The following is a 17,099-nucleotide window of genomic DNA, read 5'->3' on the forward strand; positions in this document are numbered from 1 at the left end:
ACGCGCCCCCTGTTAGCGTAGACCTACGCCCAGTCACCTTGAGCACTGGGCCACTTTTACCATAGGGGTCTAACCATGAAACGCACTACCCTGAGCCTCATGCTCTCCGCCTGCGCCGTGTCGATCTTCGCCGCCACCGGCGCCCAGGCCGCCGAGCCGGCGCATTGGGACTACGGCAGCAAGGCCGGTCCCGCCCACTGGGCCGAACTGGAGCAGGATTTCGCCGCCTGCAAGCTGGGCAAGACGCAGTCGCCGATCGACATCCGCGCCACCCATGCGGCCAAGCTTGCGCCGCTCGACTTCCATTACGGCCTGACGCCGGCCGAGATCGTCAACAACGGCCACACGGTGCAGGTGAACCTGGAGCACGGCGGCTCGCTGGGCCTGCCCTCGGGCGACTACAAGCTGGTGCAGTTCCACTTCCACACCCCGAGCGAAGAGAAGATCAATGGCAAGAACTACCCGATGGTCGCCCACCTCGTGCACAAGAGCGACAGCGGCGAACTGGCCGTGGTCGCGGTGCTGTTCAAGCAGGGCAAGGAAAACGCGGCGCTGAAGGAAGTGTTCGCGGGGCTGCCGGCGGCGGCCGGCGAGAAGCATGCGCTGGAAGGCGGCATCGACCTGGCCGGGGTGCTGCCGAAACAGCACGCCTACTACTCCTACATTGGCTCGCTGACCACGCCGCCCTGCAGCGAGGGCGTGCACTGGCAGATCCTGAAGCAGCCGGTGGAGGTCTCGAAGGCCCAGCTGGCGGCCTTCCGCAAGCTGTACACGATGAATGCGCGTCCGGTGCAGCCGCTCAACGGCCGCGTGGTCGACGCCGTCAATTAAGCTGCTTAGTGCGCGACGACGTCGCGCACCCGGTCCCAGGCCGCGCCGGCGTGCACCGCCACCACCTGGTTGCGCCCGGCCGACTTGGCTTCGTACATGGCGCGGTCGGCCGCGATGAAGAAGGAGCGCAGGTCGTCGAACAGGGTCGGGATGATGGTCGCCACGCCGATGCTCACCGTGACCACCGCGGCGGTCGTGGCGCGCGGATTCGGCACCGCCATCTGCTCGATGTGGGCGCGGATCGCTTCGCCCAGGCCGGCCGCGCCTTCGTTCGGGGTGTCGGCCAGCAGCACCACGAATTCTTCGCCGCCGTAGCGCGCCGCCAGGTCGGTGGGACGCAGCGCGTGCTCGCGCAGCACCTCGGCCACCAGTTGCAGGCAGTGGTCGCCGGCGGCGTGGCCCAGGCTGTCGTTGTAGCCCTTGAAGTGGTCGACGTCGAGCACGATCAGCGACAGCGGCTGTCCGCTGCGGATCGCGCGCTGCCATTCGCGCTCCAGCGCGGCGTCGAAGTGGCGGCGGTTGGCGATGCGGGTCAAGGGGTCGACCAGGGCCGCCTGCTGCAGCGCGGTCTCGGACTGCTTGTGGTGGGTGATGTCGTGCAGCAGGGCGACGAACAGCGGTTCGGTGCCCGCCATCGGCGTCAGGCTCAGGTCCATCGCGCGCAGCGCGCCGTCGCGCTGGTAGACCAGCACCTCGCGCGTGCCGCGGCAGCGCGCCGCGCGCGCCTCGTCCTCGCGGTCGGCGAAATAGGCGGCGTAGTCCTCTTCCATGGGCGGCGCCAGCAGGCTGGCCAGCGGCAGGCCGGCCAGCTCGCCGGCCGAGTGGGCGACGAAGCGCTCGCTGGCGGGGTTGGCGTAGACGATGCGTCCGCAGCCGTCCACCAGCAGCAGGCCCTCGTCCATCCCGTCCAGGATCATCTGCAGGCGATCCGCCTGCTGCTTCTGGTTGGCGTTGTTGCTGCGCACGCGCAGGTGGGCGCCGACGCGGGCGCAGACCTCGGCCATGCGCACCGGCTTGGCGATGTAGTCGACCGCGCCGGTGTCGAAGCCGGCCACGATGTCCTCGGTCTCGCCGCAGGCGCTCACGAAGATCACGGGGATATGGGCGGTGTCGGGCTGGCTCTTGAGGCGGCGGCAGATTTCCAGGCCGTCGAGGTCGGGCAGCAGGACATCGAGCAGGATCAGGTCGGGCTGGACGCGGGCCGCGATGTCGAGCGCGCGCTTGCCGGTGTTGGCGACGAAAGTCTGGTAGCCCTGCTGGCGCATGATCTCCTGGAGCAGCCCAAGGCTGTCCGGGGCATCGTCGACAATCAGGATCGCGGACTGGCGCGCGGGCGCGGAGAACGCGAGGGCAGGATGAATCATGGTCGCTGGCAGAAACGGCATCGTAACGCCGACGATCATACTCTTAATATGATCCCTTGAGGCAACTTTTGTTGCCGTATGTCCACGTTTGACCCGTTGTTGCGCGTACGCGACTATTTGTAGTCAGCGTGCATAGACTAGCGGTGACGGGCGGCCCCCTCGAAGGACGCCGCCCGGCCGGGTGCGGCTTACAGCATGTCGGCGATCAGCTTGCCGAGGATGGCGATGCCTTCGCGGATGCGTTCCGGCGGCACAGTCACGAAGGACAGGCGCAGGGTGTTGGTTTCCGGCTCGTTGGCGTAGAACGGCGAGCCCGGCACGAAGGCCACGCGCGCGGCCAGCGACTGGTCGAGCAGCTTCATGGCGTCGATCTGCTTGGGCAGGGTGACCCAGATGAACATGCCGCCTTCCGGCTTGGTCCAGCTCACGCCGGCCGGGAAGTGCTCGGTCATCGCGTCCAGCATCACCTGGCACTGGTCGCCGTAGAGCTTGCGGATGGTCGGGATATGCTGGTCGAGGAAGCCGTCCTTGACCACTTCGTGCACCACCATCTGGGTCAGCTGGGCGGTGTGCAGGTCGGCGGCCTGCTTGGCCAGCTCGAGGCGGCGCACCAGCGGCAGCGGGGCGCACACGTAGCCGAGGCGGATGCCCGGGGTCAGCACCTTAGAGAAGGAGCCCATGTAGATGACGCCGTCCGGGTTCATCGCCACCATCTTGGGCATCGGCTCGCCGCGGTAGGACAGGGCGCCGTATGGGTCGTCCTCGATCAGCGGCAGGCCGAGGCGGGCGCAGGTCTCGACCAGCTCGCGGCGGCGTTCGATCGACAGGGTGCGGCCGGTCGGGTTCTGGAAGTTGGGCAGCGAGTACAGCAGACGCGCGCCCTGGGCCACGCCCTCGATCGAGGACGGCACCAGGCCATGCTCGTCGGTGACGACCGACTTGAATTCGGGACGGTAGACCGAGAACGCCTGGAGCGCGCCCAGGTAGCTCGGGGTTTCGACCAGCACGCGGCTGCCTTCGTCGATCAGGACCTTGCCCAGCAGGTCGAGCGCCTGCTGCGAGCCCGAGGTCATGAGGATTTGTTCCGGGAGGATCTTGGCGCCTTCAGTGGACAGGGAATTCGCAATCCACTCGCGCAGCGGCGGATAACCATCGGTCGGACCATACTGCAGGGCAACTTTACCGGTCTCGGTCAGCACCTTGTCGTACGCGGCCTTCATGCGTTCGACCGGGAAGGTGGCGGGCGAGGGCAGGCCACCGGCGAAGGAGATGATCTCCGGACGCTGGGTGATCTTCAGGATCTCGCGGATGAACGAGCTCTGCAGCTGCTGGGCGCGCTCCGAGAATTGCCACTGGATGGGATGGGGATGTTCGATTTTCATACTGTCTCACTTACTCTCAGGAAGGGACCGCGGGGGTGCCGGGCCATTATAAAGCACGCCGGATAGGCGGCTTCGCCAAGGCCGGGCCGGGTAGGCCCAGCCCTCATCGGTACAAGGACGATAACGCTAGTTTAGGCGACTTCGGCGATCAGTTCGATCTCGACGCAGGTGCCGCGCGGCAGCGAAGCCACACCGAAGGCGGAGCGGGCATGTTTGCCGGCATCGCCGAACACCTCGCCCAGCAGTTCCGAGCAGCCGTTGGTGACCAGGTGCTGTTCGTTGTAGTCCGGCGTCGAGGCGACCAGGCTCATCACCTTGACGATGCGCTTGACGCGGTTCAGGTCGCCGCCCACGGCTTCCTGCAGGGTGCCGATCAGGTCGATGGCGACCGAGCGCGCGGCGGCCTGGCCGTCGGCGGTGGTCTTGTCCTTGCCCAGGATGCCCGCGTTCGGGCTGCCGTCCGGGTTCTTGGCGATGTGGCCCGAGATGAACACGAGGTTGCCGGTTTGTACGTACATGACGTAGGCAGCAGCCGGGGTGGCCGGGGCTTGCAGGGTGATGTTCAGTTCTTTGAGTTTATCGTAGACGGACATGGTTTTCTGATTGCTGTGGGTGAAGGCGTTATTGTACTTTGCCGGACGGCCCTTCGGGCGTCGCCAGCACCGCCGAGAACAGGGCGGCGTCGACGTTGGCCCCGGTCAGCGGCAGCCCGAGCCTGTCCACCCCGCCCAGCCGCCCCTCGCGCTTGAGCTGCAGGGCGCCGGCCAGGGCCGCAGCGCCGGCGCCTTCGGCCAGGTTGTGGGTGCAGGCATACATCAGGCGCATCGCCTGCGCCACCTCGTCGTCGCTCACCGCGATCACGTCGTCGGCGTGGCGGCGCACCAGTTCCAGCGACACCGGATCGGGCGTGCGGCAGGCCATGCCGTCGGCCAGCACCGTGCTCACCGGCGCATCGATGGCGCGCCCGGCCTGGTAGGAGAGCAGGTAGGCCGGGGCATGGGTCGACACCACGCCGACGATCCGGGTCTTCAGGCCCAGCGCCTCGCGCGCCGCCACCGCCGCCGCGAAGCCGGAGCCCTGGCCGATAGGGACCAGCACCAGGTCGAGATCGGGGCGGGCGCGCAGCAGCTCCAGCCAGTAGCTGGCCACGCCGGCCACCAGGTCGGGGTGGTAGGAGGGCACCATGTGCAGCCGTTCGCGGTCGGCCAGCGCATAGGCGTGCTCGCGGCTCTCCTGGAAGTCGGCGCCGTGCTCGATCAGGCGCGCGCCCAGGGCGCGCATGGCGGCGTTCTTTTCGACGCTGTTCCCGTGCGGGACCACGATGGTGGCTTCCAGCCCGTGGCGGCGCGCCGCGAAGGCGATCGACTGGCCGTGGTTGCCGCGGGTGGCCGCGGCCACGCCGCGCACGCCGGGTTCGCGCCGCAGCAGGCGCTCCATGTAGACCACGCCGCCGCGCAGCTTGAAGGCGCCGGCCGGGCCGTGGTTCTCGTGCTTGACCCAGGTCTCGATGCCGAGCGCCACGTTCAGCAGGGGCCAGCTGTACTGGGGCGTGGGCGGCATCGCGGCATAGACGGCGAGGGCGGCCTGTTCGAGGTCGGCGAGCGGGGGCAGGGACATGAGATTCTCCTTATTGTTAGAGAGGTGATCAGTGACGGACCTGCATCCGGCGGCCGGCGAACACCACGCCGACCACGGCCAGGGCGAACAGGCAGTTGACCAGGGTGAGGGCATCGCCCAGCAGCAGGGCCGCGCCGAGCAGGCTGAGGAAAGGCTGGAGCAGCTGCACCTGGCCCACGCGCGCCACGCCGCCCAGCGCCAGTCCACGGTACCAGAAGAAGAAACCGATGAACATCGAGAACACGGTGACGTAGGCGAAGGCGCTCCAGGCCAGCGGGCCGACCCTGTGCAGGGTGGCGAACTGCGCGCCGCCCAGCCAAAGGAGCAGCGGCAGCACTGCCGGCGCCGACAGCACCAGCGCCCAGCAGATCACTTCCTGGCCTCCCATGCTGCGCGACAGGCGGCCGCCTTCCGCGTAGCCGACGGCGGCCGCCGCGACCGCGCCGAACACCAGCAGGTCGGCCAGGTGCAGGGTCCCGCCGCCCTGGGCCAGGGCGAAAGCGACCACCAGGCCGGAGCCCAGCAAGGCCATCAGCCAGAAGCCGGCGGACGGGCGCTCGTAGCCGCGCAGCGCCGCGTACAGGGCCGTCATCAGCGGCAGCACGCCGACCAGCAGCGCGCCGTGCGAGGCGGGCAGGGTGCGCAGCGCGATCGAGGTCAGGAGCGGAAAGCCGACGATGCAGCCGGCCGCCACCAGGGCCAGGGGCCACAGGGCCGAGCGCGGCGGCAGCGGCACGCGCTTGAACGCCAGCCAGGCCGCCGCCAGCACGGCCGCCCCCAGGGCCCGCCCGAGGGCCACGAAGGCCGGGTCGAGCTCGGCCACCGCCATGCGGGTGAAGGGCAGGGTCAGGCTGAAGATGGCCACGCCCGCCAGGCCGAGCAGCATGCCGCGGGTTTCGTCGAGCTGCATCGTCGGGGCAGGGCAGGTGGTGCTGGCGCTCATGGGCTTTCCTTTACATTCCGATTGCGGCGGGGCGGTGTGAAGGTCTATGCTAGCGCTGTCGGACCAATACAGTCCCAGTACACCTGTCGACATACTTTTTCCACTGTGATGGTGAAATGACCAATACGCTGCCCCTGCACCTGAGCCGCGAATCGGGCGAGGCCCTGGCCGACCAGATCGTCCGCTCGGTGGCGGCCCGCATCGAGGAGCGCCTGCTGCGCCCCGGCGCGCGCATGCCCTCGATCCGCCAGTTCGCCAGCGCCCACGGCGTCTCGGCCTTCACGGTGGTGGCGGGCTACGACCGCCTGGTGGCCCAGGGCTACCTGGAATCGCGCCGCGGCGCCGGCTTCTTCGTGCGCGAGCGGGTGCTGGCCGAGCGGCGCACGCCCGCGCCGGCGCCGGCGCGCGGTGCGGCGCCGCCGACCCTGGACGTGGCCTGGCTGATCCGCAGCATGTTCCGCCAGGCGCCCCTGCACCTGTCGCCGGGCGCGGGCGTGCTGCCGGCCGACTGGCTGGACGGCCCGGCGGTGGGCAACGCCCTCAAGGCCCTGAGCCGCCAGAACAGCAGCGGCCTGCTGAACTATGGCGCGCCCCAGGGCTTCCTGCCCCTGCGCCAGCAGTTGCAGCTCAAGCTGGCCGAGAACGAGATCGAGGCCGCGCCCGAGCAGATCGTCACGACCCTGGGCGTGACCCAGGCGCTGGACCTGGTGGCGCGCGAGTTCTGCCAGCCGGGCGACACGGTGCTGGTGGACGATCCGGCCTGGTTCCTGATGTTCGGGTCCTTCGCCGCGATGGGACTCAAGGTGGTCGGGGTGCGGCGCCTGGCCGACGGGCCGGACGTCGCCCAGCTCGCGCAACTGGCCGAGCTGCACAAGCCCTGCCTGTACGTGCTCAATTCGGTGCTGCACAATCCCAGTTCGACCTCGCTGTCGGCGGCCAAGGCCTTCCAGGTGCTGCGTTTGGCCGAGCAGCATGGCTTCACGGTGGTCGAGGACGACATCTACAGCGACCTGCATCCGGGCGGCGCCACGCGCCTGGCGGCGCTCGACCAGCTCCAGCGCGTGATCTACCTGGGCGGCTTTTCGAAATCGATGGCGGCCAACCTGCGGGTGGGCTTCATCGCCACCTCGCCGGAGCGGGCCTTGCGCCTAGCCGACCGCAAGATGCTGGCGACCCTGACCACCAGCGACCTTGGCGAGCGGGTGGTGTACAAGGTCCTGTCCGAAGGCCACTACCGCAAGCATCTCGACCGCATCCGCTCCCGCCTGGACGCCGTGCGGCCGCGCGCCCTGCGCCAAATGGAAGCGCTCGGCATGCGCCCCGGCCCCGTCCCGTCGGCCGGCATGTTCGTCTGGCTCGACACCGGCTGCGACACCAATGTTCTGGCCGCGAAAGCGATGCAGGAAGACCTGCTGCTCGCCCCCGGCAGCCTGTTCTCCCCGAACCAGCTGCCGTCCACCTGGATGCGCCTGAACATCGCCACCCTGCAGGACGACAGCGTGTGGTCCTTCTTCGAACGCCACCTGCGCTGACCCCGCAGCAAGACCCGCCGAAGAAAAAACCGGGGTCGGAGTCGAATTGTTTGACAACTTTGAGGAATTGCCCAAAAAGTCGACTCCGACCCTATTTTTTTCCTGTCCGCGGCGTAAGAAAACCAGTTCGTAGCTTGCGCTTGCTCAGTTTGGCTTTGCTTGCCTTTGCGGCGTTCCATGCTTCGGCGAGCTCGGCCAGCCAAAATAAAATAGGGTCGGAGTCGAATTGTTTGACAACTTTGAGGAATTGCCCAAAAAGTCGACTCTGACCCTAGTTTTATCTTTGCTCGTCATGCGCTGCATCGCTGGACGCCGGAGGCGTCCTTCCGGTTCTGATGGGAAAAGGAAATTTGCATAAGCTTTTGTTATGCGGAAAATTGTTTGCAGGTAAGCTTATTTGTGCAAATTTTGTTGGCTTGGGGCCATTGTTGCGCGGATTGGGCTTGAAATCCTTGTCTTTCGCCCAATATGTGGGCGGTCTGTTTCAAACCACACTCACACGAGGAACAAGATGGCTGTCGCCGAAAAAGAAACCCTTGGCTTCCAAGCTGAAGTAAAACAGCTGCTGCAACTGATGATTCACTCCTTGTACTCGAACAAGGAGATCTTCCTGCGTGAACTGATCTCGAACGCGTCCGACGCCGCCGACAAGCTGCGCTTCGAGGCGATCAACAAGGACTCCCTGTATGGCAACGACCATGAGCTCAAGATCAAGGTCTCGTTCGACAAGGAGGCCAAGACCATCACCATCTCGGATAACGGCATCGGCATGAGCCGCGAAGAGGTGATCGCCCACCTGGGCACCATCGCCAAGTCGGGCACCAAGGAATTCTTCAGCAAGCTCTCGGGCGACCAGCAGGCCGACGCGGCCCTGATCGGCCAGTTCGGCGTGGGCTTCTACTCGGCCTTCATCGTGGCCGAGAAGGTCGTCGTCGAGACCCGCCGCGCCGGCGCCGAGGCGAACGAAGGCGTGCGCTGGGAGTCGGCCGGCGAGGGCGACTACAGCGTCGAGCCGATCGAGAAGGAAGGCCGCGGCACCGACATCATCCTGCACCTGCGCGCCGGCGAAGAGGACCTGCTGTCGTCCTGGAAGCTCAAGTCCATCATCCGCAAGTATTCCGACCACATCTCGCTGCCCATCGTCATGCGCAAGGAAGAGTGGGACGAAGAGAAGAAGGAAACCGTCCTGAAGGACGAGTTCGAGACCGTCAACCAGGCCAGCGCCCTGTGGGCGCGCAGCAAGTCGGACATCAGCGAAGAACAGTACAACGAGTTCTACAAGCACATCTCGCACGACTTCCAGGACCCGCTGACCTATACCCACAACCGCGTCGAAGGCCGCAGCGAATACACCCAGCTGCTCTACGTGCCGAGCCACGCCCCCTTCGACCTGTGGGACCGCAACAAGCGCGGCGGCATCAAGCTGTACGTCAAGCGCGTCTTCATCATGGACGACGCCGAGCAGCTCATGCCGACCTACCTGCGCTTCATCAAGGGCGTGATCGACTCCAGCGACCTGCCGCTGAACGTCTCGCGCGAGATCCTGCAGGAGTCGCGCGACGTGCGCGTGATCCGCGAGGGCTCGACCAAGCGCGTGCTGGGCATGCTGGAAGAGATGGCGAACTCGGAAGAGCAGGCCGGCAAGGACAAGTACGCCACCTTCTGGAAGGAGTTCGGCCAGGTCCTCAAGGAAGGCATCGGCGAGGACGCCACCAACAAGGACCGCATCGCCAAGCTGCTGCGCTTCGCCTCGACCAATGCCGATTCGAGCGAGCAGACCGTGTCCTTCGAGGATTACGTCAAGCGCATGAAGGAAGGCCAGGACAAGATCTATTACGTCACCGCCGACAGCTACACCGCCGCCAAGAACAGCCCGCACCTGGAAATCTTCCGCAAGAAGGGCGTCGAAGTGCTGCTGCTGACCGACCGCGTCGACGAATGGATGCTGTCCTTCCTGAATGAATTCGACGGCAAGGAGCTGGTCTCGGTGGCCAAGGGCGGCCTGGACCTGGGCAAGCTGGAGGACGAGGCAGAGAAGAAGGAGCACGCCGAGACCGAGAGCCAGTACAAGGACCTGGTCGAGAAGATGAAGGGCGCGCTGGCCGACAAGGCCAAGGACGTGCGCGTGACCTTCCGCCTGACCGATTCGCCGGCCTGCCTGGTGGCGGACGAGCACGACCTGTCGGGCAACCTGCTGCGCATGCTGAAGGCGGCGGGGCAGAATGCGCCGGAATCGAAGCCTATCCTCGAGATCAATCCGAACCACCCGCTGGTGATGCGCCTGAAGTACGAAGATGCGGCAGGTCCGCGCTTCGCGGACTGGACCCACATCCTGTTCGACCAGGCGCTGCTGGCCGAGGGCGGCAGCCTGAGCGACCCGGCGGCCTTCGTCAAGCGCCTCAACGAGATGCTGCTGGCGAATACCAAGTAAGTTCGTCTAAGCGTTAGCAAAAGCACGTCGTTCCCGCGAAGGCGGGAACCCAAGTAAGCATGCGTTTCAACGACGCTAGAAAACTTGGGTTCCCGCCTCCGCGGGAACGACGTTTTTGGGCAGGCGAGAATACTTGGGTTCCCGCCTGCGCGGGAAGTCGTAGGCGCCAGTGGCGCGTACGACGTTCTGGGGCAGACGATAATATTTGGGTTCCCGCCAAGGAGGCTGCCGAGGCCGGGAACGACGTTTTTGGGGCAGGCGAGAATACTTGGGTTCCCGCCTTCGCGGGAAGTCGTATGCGCCAGTGGCGCGTACGACGTTTTGGGGTGCGTGAGAATTACAGATGCCGCGTCTCGGCCGGCGGCGTGGTCCAGTTGTCGTTGCGGCCATCGATGTAGCGCACCGGCGCGGCGATCAAGTCCTCGACCGGCACATCGTCCAGGCTCGCCACCGTTACCGCCACGAACGGCCCACTAGTCGGCGCATCCCCGGTCGAAAACACGTTGATCCCGCACACGCCGCAAAAGCAATGCCCGTCGCGGCGCGCATGGAAACGGTACTCGCGCAGACTGTCCCGCCCTTGCAGCAGGCGAAAGGCCGACGGCGGCACCTGCGCCGCCCAGAAGCGCATCTTGGCGCACACGCTGCAGTTGCACTTGATCGTGCCGCGCGCCAGGTCGATATCGGCCTCGTAGCGCACCGCGCCGCAGTGGCAGCTGCCGTGATAGGTCTTCACGCCGCGTTGCGCTCCCAGTCCGCGCGGTCGATCTCGTACAGCAGCACCGGATACCCGTCCCATACCTCCTCGCCGCGCAGACGCATCCCGAGCTTGCGCATCAGGTGGGCCGAGCGCTCGTTGTCCCGGTCGCAGACCGCGCACAGCAGCGGCGCCTCCAGTTCCTCGAAGGCGAAGCGCGCCATGCGTTGCGCCGCTTCCAGCGCATAGCCCATGCCCCAGCGGTTGGGCCGCAGACGCCAGCCGATTTCGTGCGGATTGGCCGGGTCGTGCCTGAGATGCTGGATGCAGCCGGCGCCGACCAGTTCCCCGGTCTGGCGCTCGATGAAGCTCCACCATGAATAACCGAAGCGCGCCCAGCGCTCCTGCACGCGCGCGATGACGGCATGGGTCTCTTCCGGCGTCTCGGCCGCGCCGGTGATGTAGCGCATCACCTCGGGGTCGCCGTTAAGTACCCGCAGGCCAGCATAATGCGCTTCGCTCATCGGCTCCAGGCGCAGCCGCGCCGTCTCCAGGACCGTCATGTCGCCCCCGTGACCTGGTCGCAGAACTCGGCCAGCAGGCGCTCGCCCTCCGGCCACTCGCCGTAACCCGACTCCGCGTTGATGTGCCCCCCGGCGCCGATGTCGACGAAGCGGCTGCCCCAGCTCGATGCGAACAGGCGCGCCCGCTCCGGCGTGACATAGGGATCGTCATTGCTGGCGACCACCAGGCTGGGGAAGGGCAGGGGCGCGAGCGGAATCGGTGCGAAGCCGTCGGCGGGCACCGGATAGCTCGGCGCCTCGACGTCGCTGGGCGCGACCAGGAAGGCGCCCGCGATCTTGAGCGGCGAGCCGCAGTGCGCCCAGTGCACGGCCAGCATGCAGCCCAGGCTATGGGCAACCAGGATGGGCGCGCCCTTGCAGTCGGCGATGGCGGCGTCGAGCTCGGCGACCCACTCGTCCTTCTGCGGGCTGGACCAGTCGCGGTGCGCCGCGCGAATCCACTTGGGATGACGCGCCTGCCACAGCGACTGCCAGTGCTGGGGGCCGGAATTCCACAGGCCGGCCAGGATCAAGACGTCGCATTTCATGGGCTCTCCTCACAGCGGGTATCGGATTGCCGATTGTACAACGGAGCGCGTTTACAGTTCCGTGCGCAGCGCGAACAGCTCGGGGAACAAGACCACGTCGAGCATCTTGCGCAGGTAGCTCACGCCGGCGGTGCCGCCGGTGCCGGTCTTGAAGCCGATGATGCGCTCGACCGTGCTGACGTGGCGGAAGCGCCAGAAGCGGAAGGCGGTCTCCATGTCGACCAGCTTCTCGGCCAGCTCGTACAGGGCCCAGTGGCGTTCGGTGTCGCGGTACACCTCGAGCCAGGCCGCCTTGACGCTGTCGTCGGCGCTGGTCGGCTCGGTCCAGTCGCGCTGCAGGCGCGCGGCGGCGATCGGCAAGCCCTTGCGCGCCAGTAGCATCACCGCCTCGTCGTAAAGCGAGGGCGCGTGCAGCTCGCGCTCCAGCAGCGCATGCGCATCGGGGAATTTCTCATGCACCGCCAGCAGGGCGCGGTTCTTGTTCCCGAGGATGAACTCGAGCTCGCGGTACTGGAAGGACTGGAAGCCCGAGGACGAGGCCAGGAAGGGGCGGATCGCGGTGTACTCGGGCGGCGTCATCGTGGCCAGCACGTCCCAGGCATGGACCAGCTGGTCCATGATGCGCGCCACCCGGGCCAGCATCTTGAAGGCCGGCGGCAGGTTGTCGTCGCGGATGTGGCGGCGCACCGCCTGCAGCTCGTGCAGCATCAGCTTGATCCACAGTTCGCTGGTCTGGTGCTGGACGATGAACAGCATCTCGTTGTGGTTGGGCGAGAGCGGGTGCTGGGCCGTGAGGATCTGGTTCAGGCCGAGGTAGTCGCCATAGCTCATGGACTCCTTGAAGTCCAGCTTGGCGCCGTGCCATTCGCCGGCCTGTGGATTGGTCTTGTCGTTCATGGTCAATACTCGTGAAGGCTCAGGTCACGGCGCTGCGCTGGGCGCCGGCGTCGTAGGCATTGCGGTCGAGGATGTCCTTGAGGACCTCGACCGCGTCCCAGACCTCGGCGTAGCTGGTGTACAGGGGCGTGAAGCCGAAACGCATGATGTGCGGCTCGCGGTAGTCGCCGATCACGCCGCGCGCGATCAGGGCCTGCATCACGGCGTAGCCGTGCGGATGGGTGAAGCTGACCTGGCTGCCGCGCCGCGCATGCTCGCGCGGGGTGACGAGTTCGAGCGGGTGGCCGGCGCAGCGGCTTTCCACCAGCGCGATGAAGAGGTCGGTCAGGGCCAGCGACTTGGCGCGAATCGCTTCCATGCTGGTCTCGGCGAAGATCTCCAGGCCGCACTCGACCAGCGACAGCGAGACCACCGGCTGGGTGCCGCACAGGGCGCGCCCGATGCCGTCGCAGGGCGCGAAGGCGGGGGCCATCGCGAAGGGCGCGGCATGGCCCCACCAGCCCGAGAGCGGATGGTCGAAGCGCGCCTGGTGGCGCTCGGGCACCCAGATGAAGGCCGGGGCACCGGGGCCGCCGTTCAGGTATTTGTAGGTGCAGCCGACCGCGAAGTCGGCTTCGGCGGCGTGCAGGTCGAGCGGCACCGCGCCGGCCGAGTGGGCCAGGTCCCAGACCGCCAGCGCGCCTTGCGCATGGGCGTGGCGGGTGAGGGCCGCCATGTCGTGCTGGTAGCCGGTGCGGTAGTTGACGTGGGTGAGCATCAGCACCGCGCAGTCGGCGTCGACCGCGGCGGCAATCTCGTCCACGCCGTCGACCAGGCGCACCCGGTAGCCGCGGTCGAGCCAGCGGCTCAGGCCTTCGGCCATATAGATATCGGTCGGGAAGTTGCTGCGCTCGGTGACGATGGTGCGGCGGCCGCTCGCCGGCCCCTGGGCCTGGAGCTGGAGCGCGGCGGCCAGGGCCTTGAACAAATTGAGCGAGGTGGTGTCGGTAACCGCCACCTCGCCGGCGCGCGCGCCCAGCAGCGGGGCCAGGCGGTCGCCCAGGCGCTTGGGCATGTCGAACCAGCCGGCCGTGTTCCAGCTCGTGATCAGGTCGCGGCCCCATTCGCGCGCCACGACCTCCTGGGCGCGCGCCAGCGCGGCCCGGGGCCGGGCGCCGAGCGAGTTCCCGTCCAGGTAGATCACGCCCTCGGGCAGGTCGAAGCGTTCGCGCAGGGCGCGCAGCGGGTCGTCGGCGTCGCGGGCCAGGCAGGCCTCGCGGGTCAGGGTAGTCATGCTCATGCGGTTTCCTTGTGGGGCAGGGCGCGGACGAGTTGGCGTAATACTGCCCGGACCGGGCTGGCGTCCATGCCGGCGAATTTCAGGGGCAGGGCGATCAGCTCGTAGTCGCCCTCGGGGACCTCGTCCAGCACCACGCCCTCCAGGATGGCCATGCGGGCCGCGCGCACCGCGTGGTGGGCGTCCAGGGTCTTGGAGTCCTGCGGGTCGAGCGAGGCGGCGTCGGTGCCGACCAGGACGACGCCGCGGCTGGCCAGCAGCGCGATGGCGGCCGGGCTGATGGCGGCGAAGCCGGGGTCCCAGCTTGTTTGCGGCGCCTGCGCGTAGGTACGCAGCAGGACGCGCGGCGGCGTGCCTTCCAGGCGGCCGGCCAGGTCGGCGGCGTCCACCAGCCTGGCGCCGATGCAGTGGATCACCCGGCAGGGGCCGAGGTAGGGCATCAGGTCGACCCGGTCGATGCTGGCGCCCTCGGGATCGTAGTGCGAGGGCGCGTCGGTATGGGCGCCGAGGTGGGTCGTCATGGTCATGCGGCTGACGTGCACCGGGCAACCATTACCGATCTGCCAGGTGGGAGCGGCCTCGAACGGCGTGTCGCCGGGCCAAACCGGGATATCGGCCGAGATCGTCGGGCTGATGTCCCAGAGTTGTGGAGCTTCCATGTGGACCCCTTTATTCCTTGAAGCTTAAACAATTGCTTAGCCCCGCAGTGTAACAAGTTCCCCGCATGGCGCCTAATGGTTGATGTACGTTCGACAAGCTTTATTGGACCAGAATTTTTTTTATTTTTTTTTGCGTCCTGGCCTAAAGTTCCTCGAAACCCGTCCGTTAAGAATCCCAGATAGGCAGTAATGGGTCGAAAAATTTTTTCAAACAGCCCTAAAGTTCTCCGCGTGGCAGTCGATAACAGGGGTGGAAGGGCAGGGAAGATGAAAAAAATTTTCAAAAAACCCTAAAGTTCTCCTAAAGCCTGTCGTTAAACGTCTCAGGTACGCGACAGATCAAGTCGAAGCCTGGCCACAATTCAGGGTGTCTCCCGGCGCCGTCTCCCTCCCCGGTTTCATAGGGGAATCAGAGTGATCCAGAAGGGTTTGTCAGACAAACTCCTACGGGTCCTGTCCGTCGTTCGCGGACGAAAAATACAGACTTTCTCCAATTCCGCAAAAGTTTCCCCACGGTCAGAATCTATCTCAACGGCAACACATTAGTCGCCGGTTCAACACCAACGGAGAGAGAAAATGACTGCGAACGACATGATGGCTGAAATTCGTGATGCTAACCTGAGCTACCTGATGCTCGCCCAGCAGATGATCCGCGCCGACAAGGTCACCGCAATCTTCCGCCTCGGTATCTCGGCCGATATCGCCGACCTGATCGAAGGCATGAGCAACGCCCAGATCCTGAAGCTCGCAGGCGGCAACATGATGCTGGCCCGCTTCCGCTTCGACGACACCGCCATCCTCGGCATGCTGACCAGCCACACCAAGGAACGCAGCCTGGCCCAGTCGCACGCCGCCATCCTGATGGCCGGCCAGCCGGTCGAAGAGATCGTATAATCCGCCTGACGGCCGGTCCCGGCCGGTTGTGAACAGGTCCGGAGCAGTTTATGAGCAAAAAGAGCGTCGTCACGGAAGCACAGGAAATCCAGCTCGCGATCGAACTGATCAACCTGGGCGCCCGCCTGCAGTTGCTCGAGACCGAAGTCTCGCTGTCGCGTGAACGCCTGCTCAAGCTGTACAAGGAACTCAAGGGTGTCTCTCCACCCAAGGGCATGCTGCCGTTCTCGACCGACTGGTTCCTGACCTGGCAACCGAACATCCATTCCTCGCTCTTCATCAATATCCATAACTTCCTGGTCGAACATGCCGGCGCCACCGGCATCGAGGCGGTGATGAAGGCCTACAAGCTCTACCTCGAACAGATGCCGCCCGAGCCGGGCGAAGAGCCGCTGCTGTCCCTGACCCGCGCCTGGACCCTGGTGCGCTTCTTCCAGAGCGGCATGCTGCAACTGGCCCCATGCAGCAAGTGCCAGGGCAAGTTCGTCGTCAATTCCCTCGACCTGAACGCCGATTACCAGTGCGGCCTGTGCCACATGCCTTCGCGTGCCGGCAAGACCCGCAAGGCCAAGGACGCGGCCAGCCAGTAAGGCCGGCCCGGCGAGCCGCTGCGTGAAACGCATCCTGCGCGCCCCGGCCGTCCAGGCCTTCCTGCTCCAGCTCGCGGCTTTCCCTCTGACCCTGGCCGCCGTCTACGGCCTGGCCCGCGCCGGCCTCTCTGTTAACTATATCCACGTGGCCCTGGTCCAGGGCCTGTTTGCCGCTGGCCTGAGCTGGTGGCGCGGCCTGGCGTCCTGGTGGCGCGCGATCCAGTTCGCCTTTCCGCTCGCCGTCCTGGGCGTCGGCCAGTTCGCGATCCCACCCGCCGTCTTCCTGGGCGTCTTCCTCTTTTTGCTGCTGCTCTATTGGTCGACCTACCGCACCCAGGTGCCTTATTACCCGTCCGGCCGCAAGGTCTGGGACGCGGTGGCGCAGGGTTTGCCCCAGGGCAGGGCGCTGCAGGTGATCGACATCGGCAGTGGCCTGGGCGGCCTGGTCCTGGACCTGCAGCGGCGCCGGCCGGAGTCGCGTATCTGGGGCATCGAGCTGGCGCCCTTGCCCTGGCTGGCCAGCCGGCTGCGCGCCTGGGCCACGGGCAGCCCGGCCCGCTTCGTGCGCGGGGACTACGATTCCCTCGATTTCGGCAGTTTCGACGCCGTCTTTGCCTACCTGTCCCCGGCCGCCATGCCGGCCCTGTGGGACAAGGCGGCGCGCGAGATGCGTCCCGGTTCTGTACTTTTCAGTTACGAATTCATCATCACGGACAGGCCGCCGACTGGCATTGTCACTCCAACACCAGAGGGACCAAAGCTTTACCGGTGGGACTTTTAGGCGACACAATCAGGCGAAAAGGGGCTGTTTTACTTGCCGGTAACCCATTCTCAAGCTATTGTAGTTCCCTAGGTAAATAATTCCCTGAATCACT

17 protein-coding genes are annotated in these 17,099 nt (G+C 66.2%); 6 read left to right on the forward strand and 11 right to left on the reverse strand.

Translation table 11 applies throughout. The features are described from left to right. The first annotated feature begins 75 nt into the window (after positions 1–75). Complete coding sequence (locus tag B0920_RS01780; RefSeq protein WP_078030881.1) at positions 76–831, forward strand: carbonic anhydrase; 756 nt, start codon at positions 76–78, stop codon at positions 829–831. A 5-nt stretch (positions 832–836) separates the two neighbouring features. On the opposite strand, the gene B0920_RS01785 is transcribed toward B0920_RS01780, so the two are convergent. The 5 genes from B0920_RS01785 to B0920_RS01805 form a co-directional block, all read right to left on the reverse strand. Further along, complete coding sequence (locus B0920_RS01785; RefSeq protein ID WP_078030882.1) at positions 837–2,195, reverse strand: diguanylate cyclase; 1,359 nt, start codon at positions 2,193–2,195, stop codon at positions 837–839. Between the two features lie 188 nt (positions 2,196–2,383). Continuing rightward, the gene (locus B0920_RS01790) at positions 2,384–3,577 is read right to left on the reverse strand and encodes a PLP-dependent aminotransferase family protein (protein WP_078030883.1); all 1,194 of its coding nucleotides are present in this window, start codon (positions 3,575–3,577) and stop codon (positions 2,384–2,386) included. Positions 3,578–3,708: 131 nt separating this feature from the next. Continuing rightward, the gene (locus B0920_RS01795; protein WP_078030884.1) at positions 3,709–4,170 is read right to left on the reverse strand and encodes a RidA family protein; all 462 of its coding nucleotides are present in this window, start codon (positions 4,168–4,170) and stop codon (positions 3,709–3,711) included. Positions 4,171–4,198: 28 nt separating this feature from the next. After that, positions 4,199–5,194 (reverse strand): threonine dehydratase, encoded by a 996-nt coding sequence (locus tag B0920_RS01800; RefSeq protein ID WP_078030885.1) that lies wholly within the window; start codon positions 5,192–5,194, stop codon positions 4,199–4,201. Between the two features lie 28 nt (positions 5,195–5,222). After that, on the reverse strand, positions 5,223–6,137 hold the full coding sequence (locus tag B0920_RS01805) for a DMT family transporter (RefSeq protein ID WP_078030886.1): 915 nt from the start codon (positions 6,135–6,137) through the stop codon (positions 5,223–5,225). A 116-nt stretch (positions 6,138–6,253) separates the two neighbouring features. On the opposite strand from B0920_RS01805, the gene B0920_RS01810 reads away from it, so the two are divergent. Next, complete coding sequence (locus B0920_RS01810; protein ID WP_078030887.1) at positions 6,254–7,669, forward strand: PLP-dependent aminotransferase family protein; 1,416 nt, start codon at positions 6,254–6,256, stop codon at positions 7,667–7,669. Between the two features lie 511 nt (positions 7,670–8,180). After that, positions 8,181–10,100: a molecular chaperone HtpG gene (htpG, locus tag B0920_RS01815; RefSeq protein WP_078030888.1), complete on the forward strand. Its 1,920-nt coding sequence runs from the start codon at positions 8,181–8,183 to the stop codon at positions 10,098–10,100. 337 nt (positions 10,101–10,437) lie between these two features. Here htpG and B0920_RS01820 read toward each other — a convergent pair whose 3' ends face one another. The 6 genes from B0920_RS01820 to kynB are packed head-to-tail and all read right to left on the reverse strand — an operon-like array spanning position 10,438 to position 14,740. Beyond that, positions 10,438–10,836 carry a GFA family protein gene (locus B0920_RS01820; RefSeq protein WP_078030889.1) on the reverse strand — a complete coding sequence of 133 codons (399 nt, stop codon included), beginning with the start codon at positions 10,834–10,836 and terminating at the stop codon, positions 10,438–10,440. Next, on the reverse strand, positions 10,833–11,360 hold the full coding sequence (locus B0920_RS01825) for a GNAT family N-acetyltransferase (protein WP_078030890.1): 528 nt from the start codon (positions 11,358–11,360) through the stop codon (positions 10,833–10,835). Before B0920_RS01825 ends, B0920_RS01820 begins: the two co-directional genes overlap by 4 nt. Then, positions 11,357–11,908 carry an alpha/beta hydrolase gene (locus B0920_RS01830; RefSeq protein ID WP_078030891.1) on the reverse strand — a complete coding sequence of 184 codons (552 nt, stop codon included), beginning with the start codon at positions 11,906–11,908 and terminating at the stop codon, positions 11,357–11,359. The genes B0920_RS01825 and B0920_RS01830 overlap by 4 nt, the downstream gene beginning before the upstream one ends. Positions 11,909–11,959: 51 nt before the next feature. Next, on the reverse strand, positions 11,960–12,805 hold the full coding sequence (kynA, locus tag B0920_RS01835) for a tryptophan 2,3-dioxygenase (protein ID WP_078030892.1): 846 nt from the start codon (positions 12,803–12,805) through the stop codon (positions 11,960–11,962). A 19-nt stretch (positions 12,806–12,824) separates the two neighbouring features. Further along, positions 12,825–14,084 carry a kynureninase gene (gene kynU, locus B0920_RS01840; RefSeq protein WP_078030893.1) on the reverse strand — a complete coding sequence of 420 codons (1,260 nt, stop codon included), beginning with the start codon at positions 14,082–14,084 and terminating at the stop codon, positions 12,825–12,827. Continuing rightward, positions 14,081–14,740, reverse strand: coding sequence for an arylformamidase (gene kynB / locus B0920_RS01845; RefSeq protein ID WP_078030894.1), 660 nt, complete (start codon positions 14,738–14,740; stop codon positions 14,081–14,083). The genes kynU and kynB overlap by 4 nt, the downstream gene beginning before the upstream one ends. A gap of 576 nt (positions 14,741–15,316) precedes the next feature. Here kynB and flhD point away from each other — a divergent pair. From flhD to B0920_RS01860, 3 genes are read left to right on the forward strand one after another with little or no spacing between them, the layout of a single operon-like run. Next, positions 15,317–15,634 (forward strand): flagellar transcriptional regulator FlhD, encoded by a 318-nt coding sequence (flhD, locus tag B0920_RS01850; RefSeq protein WP_078030895.1) that lies wholly within the window; start codon positions 15,317–15,319, stop codon positions 15,632–15,634. Between the two features lie 50 nt (positions 15,635–15,684). Next, positions 15,685–16,224, forward strand: coding sequence for a flagellar transcriptional regulator FlhC (gene flhC / locus B0920_RS01855; protein ID WP_078030896.1), 540 nt, complete (start codon positions 15,685–15,687; stop codon positions 16,222–16,224). A 22-nt stretch (positions 16,225–16,246) separates the two neighbouring features. Then, positions 16,247–17,005 carry a class I SAM-dependent methyltransferase gene (locus B0920_RS01860; protein WP_143745603.1) on the forward strand — a complete coding sequence of 253 codons (759 nt, stop codon included), beginning with the start codon at positions 16,247–16,249 and terminating at the stop codon, positions 17,003–17,005. Positions 17,006–17,099 lie beyond the last annotated feature (94 nt).

It is taken from the genome of Massilia sp. KIM (genome assembly GCF_002007115.1).
Taxonomy (GTDB): Bacteria; Pseudomonadota; Gammaproteobacteria; order Burkholderiales; family Burkholderiaceae_D; genus Telluria.

Coding starts and splice junctions, on each gene's coding strand:
- B0920_RS01780 (WP_078030881.1), top strand. CDS start 76: ATGAAACGCACTACCCTGAGCCTCATGCTCTCCGCCTGCGCCGTGTCG.
- B0920_RS01785 (WP_078030882.1), bottom strand. CDS start 2,195: ATGATTCATCCTGCCCTCGCGTTCTCCGCGCCCGCGCGCCAGTCCGCG.
- B0920_RS01790 (WP_078030883.1), bottom strand. CDS start 3,577: ATGAAAATCGAACATCCCCATCCCATCCAGTGGCAATTCTCGGAGCGC.
- B0920_RS01795 (WP_078030884.1), bottom strand. CDS start 4,170: ATGTCCGTCTACGATAAACTCAAAGAACTGAACATCACCCTGCAAGCC.
- B0920_RS01800 (WP_078030885.1), bottom strand. CDS start 5,194: ATGTCCCTGCCCCCGCTCGCCGACCTCGAACAGGCCGCCCTCGCCGTC.
- B0920_RS01805 (WP_078030886.1), bottom strand. CDS start 6,137: ATGAGCGCCAGCACCACCTGCCCTGCCCCGACGATGCAGCTCGACGAA.
- B0920_RS01810 (WP_078030887.1), top strand. CDS start 6,254: ATGACCAATACGCTGCCCCTGCACCTGAGCCGCGAATCGGGCGAGGCC.
- htpG (WP_078030888.1), top strand. CDS start 8,181: ATGGCTGTCGCCGAAAAAGAAACCCTTGGCTTCCAAGCTGAAGTAAAA.
- B0920_RS01825 (WP_078030890.1), bottom strand. CDS start 11,360: ATGACGGTCCTGGAGACGGCGCGGCTGCGCCTGGAGCCGATGAGCGAA.
- B0920_RS01830 (WP_078030891.1), bottom strand. CDS start 11,908: ATGAAATGCGACGTCTTGATCCTGGCCGGCCTGTGGAATTCCGGCCCC.
- kynA (WP_078030892.1), bottom strand. CDS start 12,805: ATGAACGACAAGACCAATCCACAGGCCGGCGAATGGCACGGCGCCAAG.
- kynU (WP_078030893.1), bottom strand. CDS start 14,084: ATGAGCATGACTACCCTGACCCGCGAGGCCTGCCTGGCCCGCGACGCC.
- kynB (WP_078030894.1), bottom strand. CDS start 14,740: ATGGAAGCTCCACAACTCTGGGACATCAGCCCGACGATCTCGGCCGAT.
- flhD (WP_078030895.1), top strand. CDS start 15,317: ATGACTGCGAACGACATGATGGCTGAAATTCGTGATGCTAACCTGAGC.
- flhC (WP_078030896.1), top strand. CDS start 15,685: ATGAGCAAAAAGAGCGTCGTCACGGAAGCACAGGAAATCCAGCTCGCG.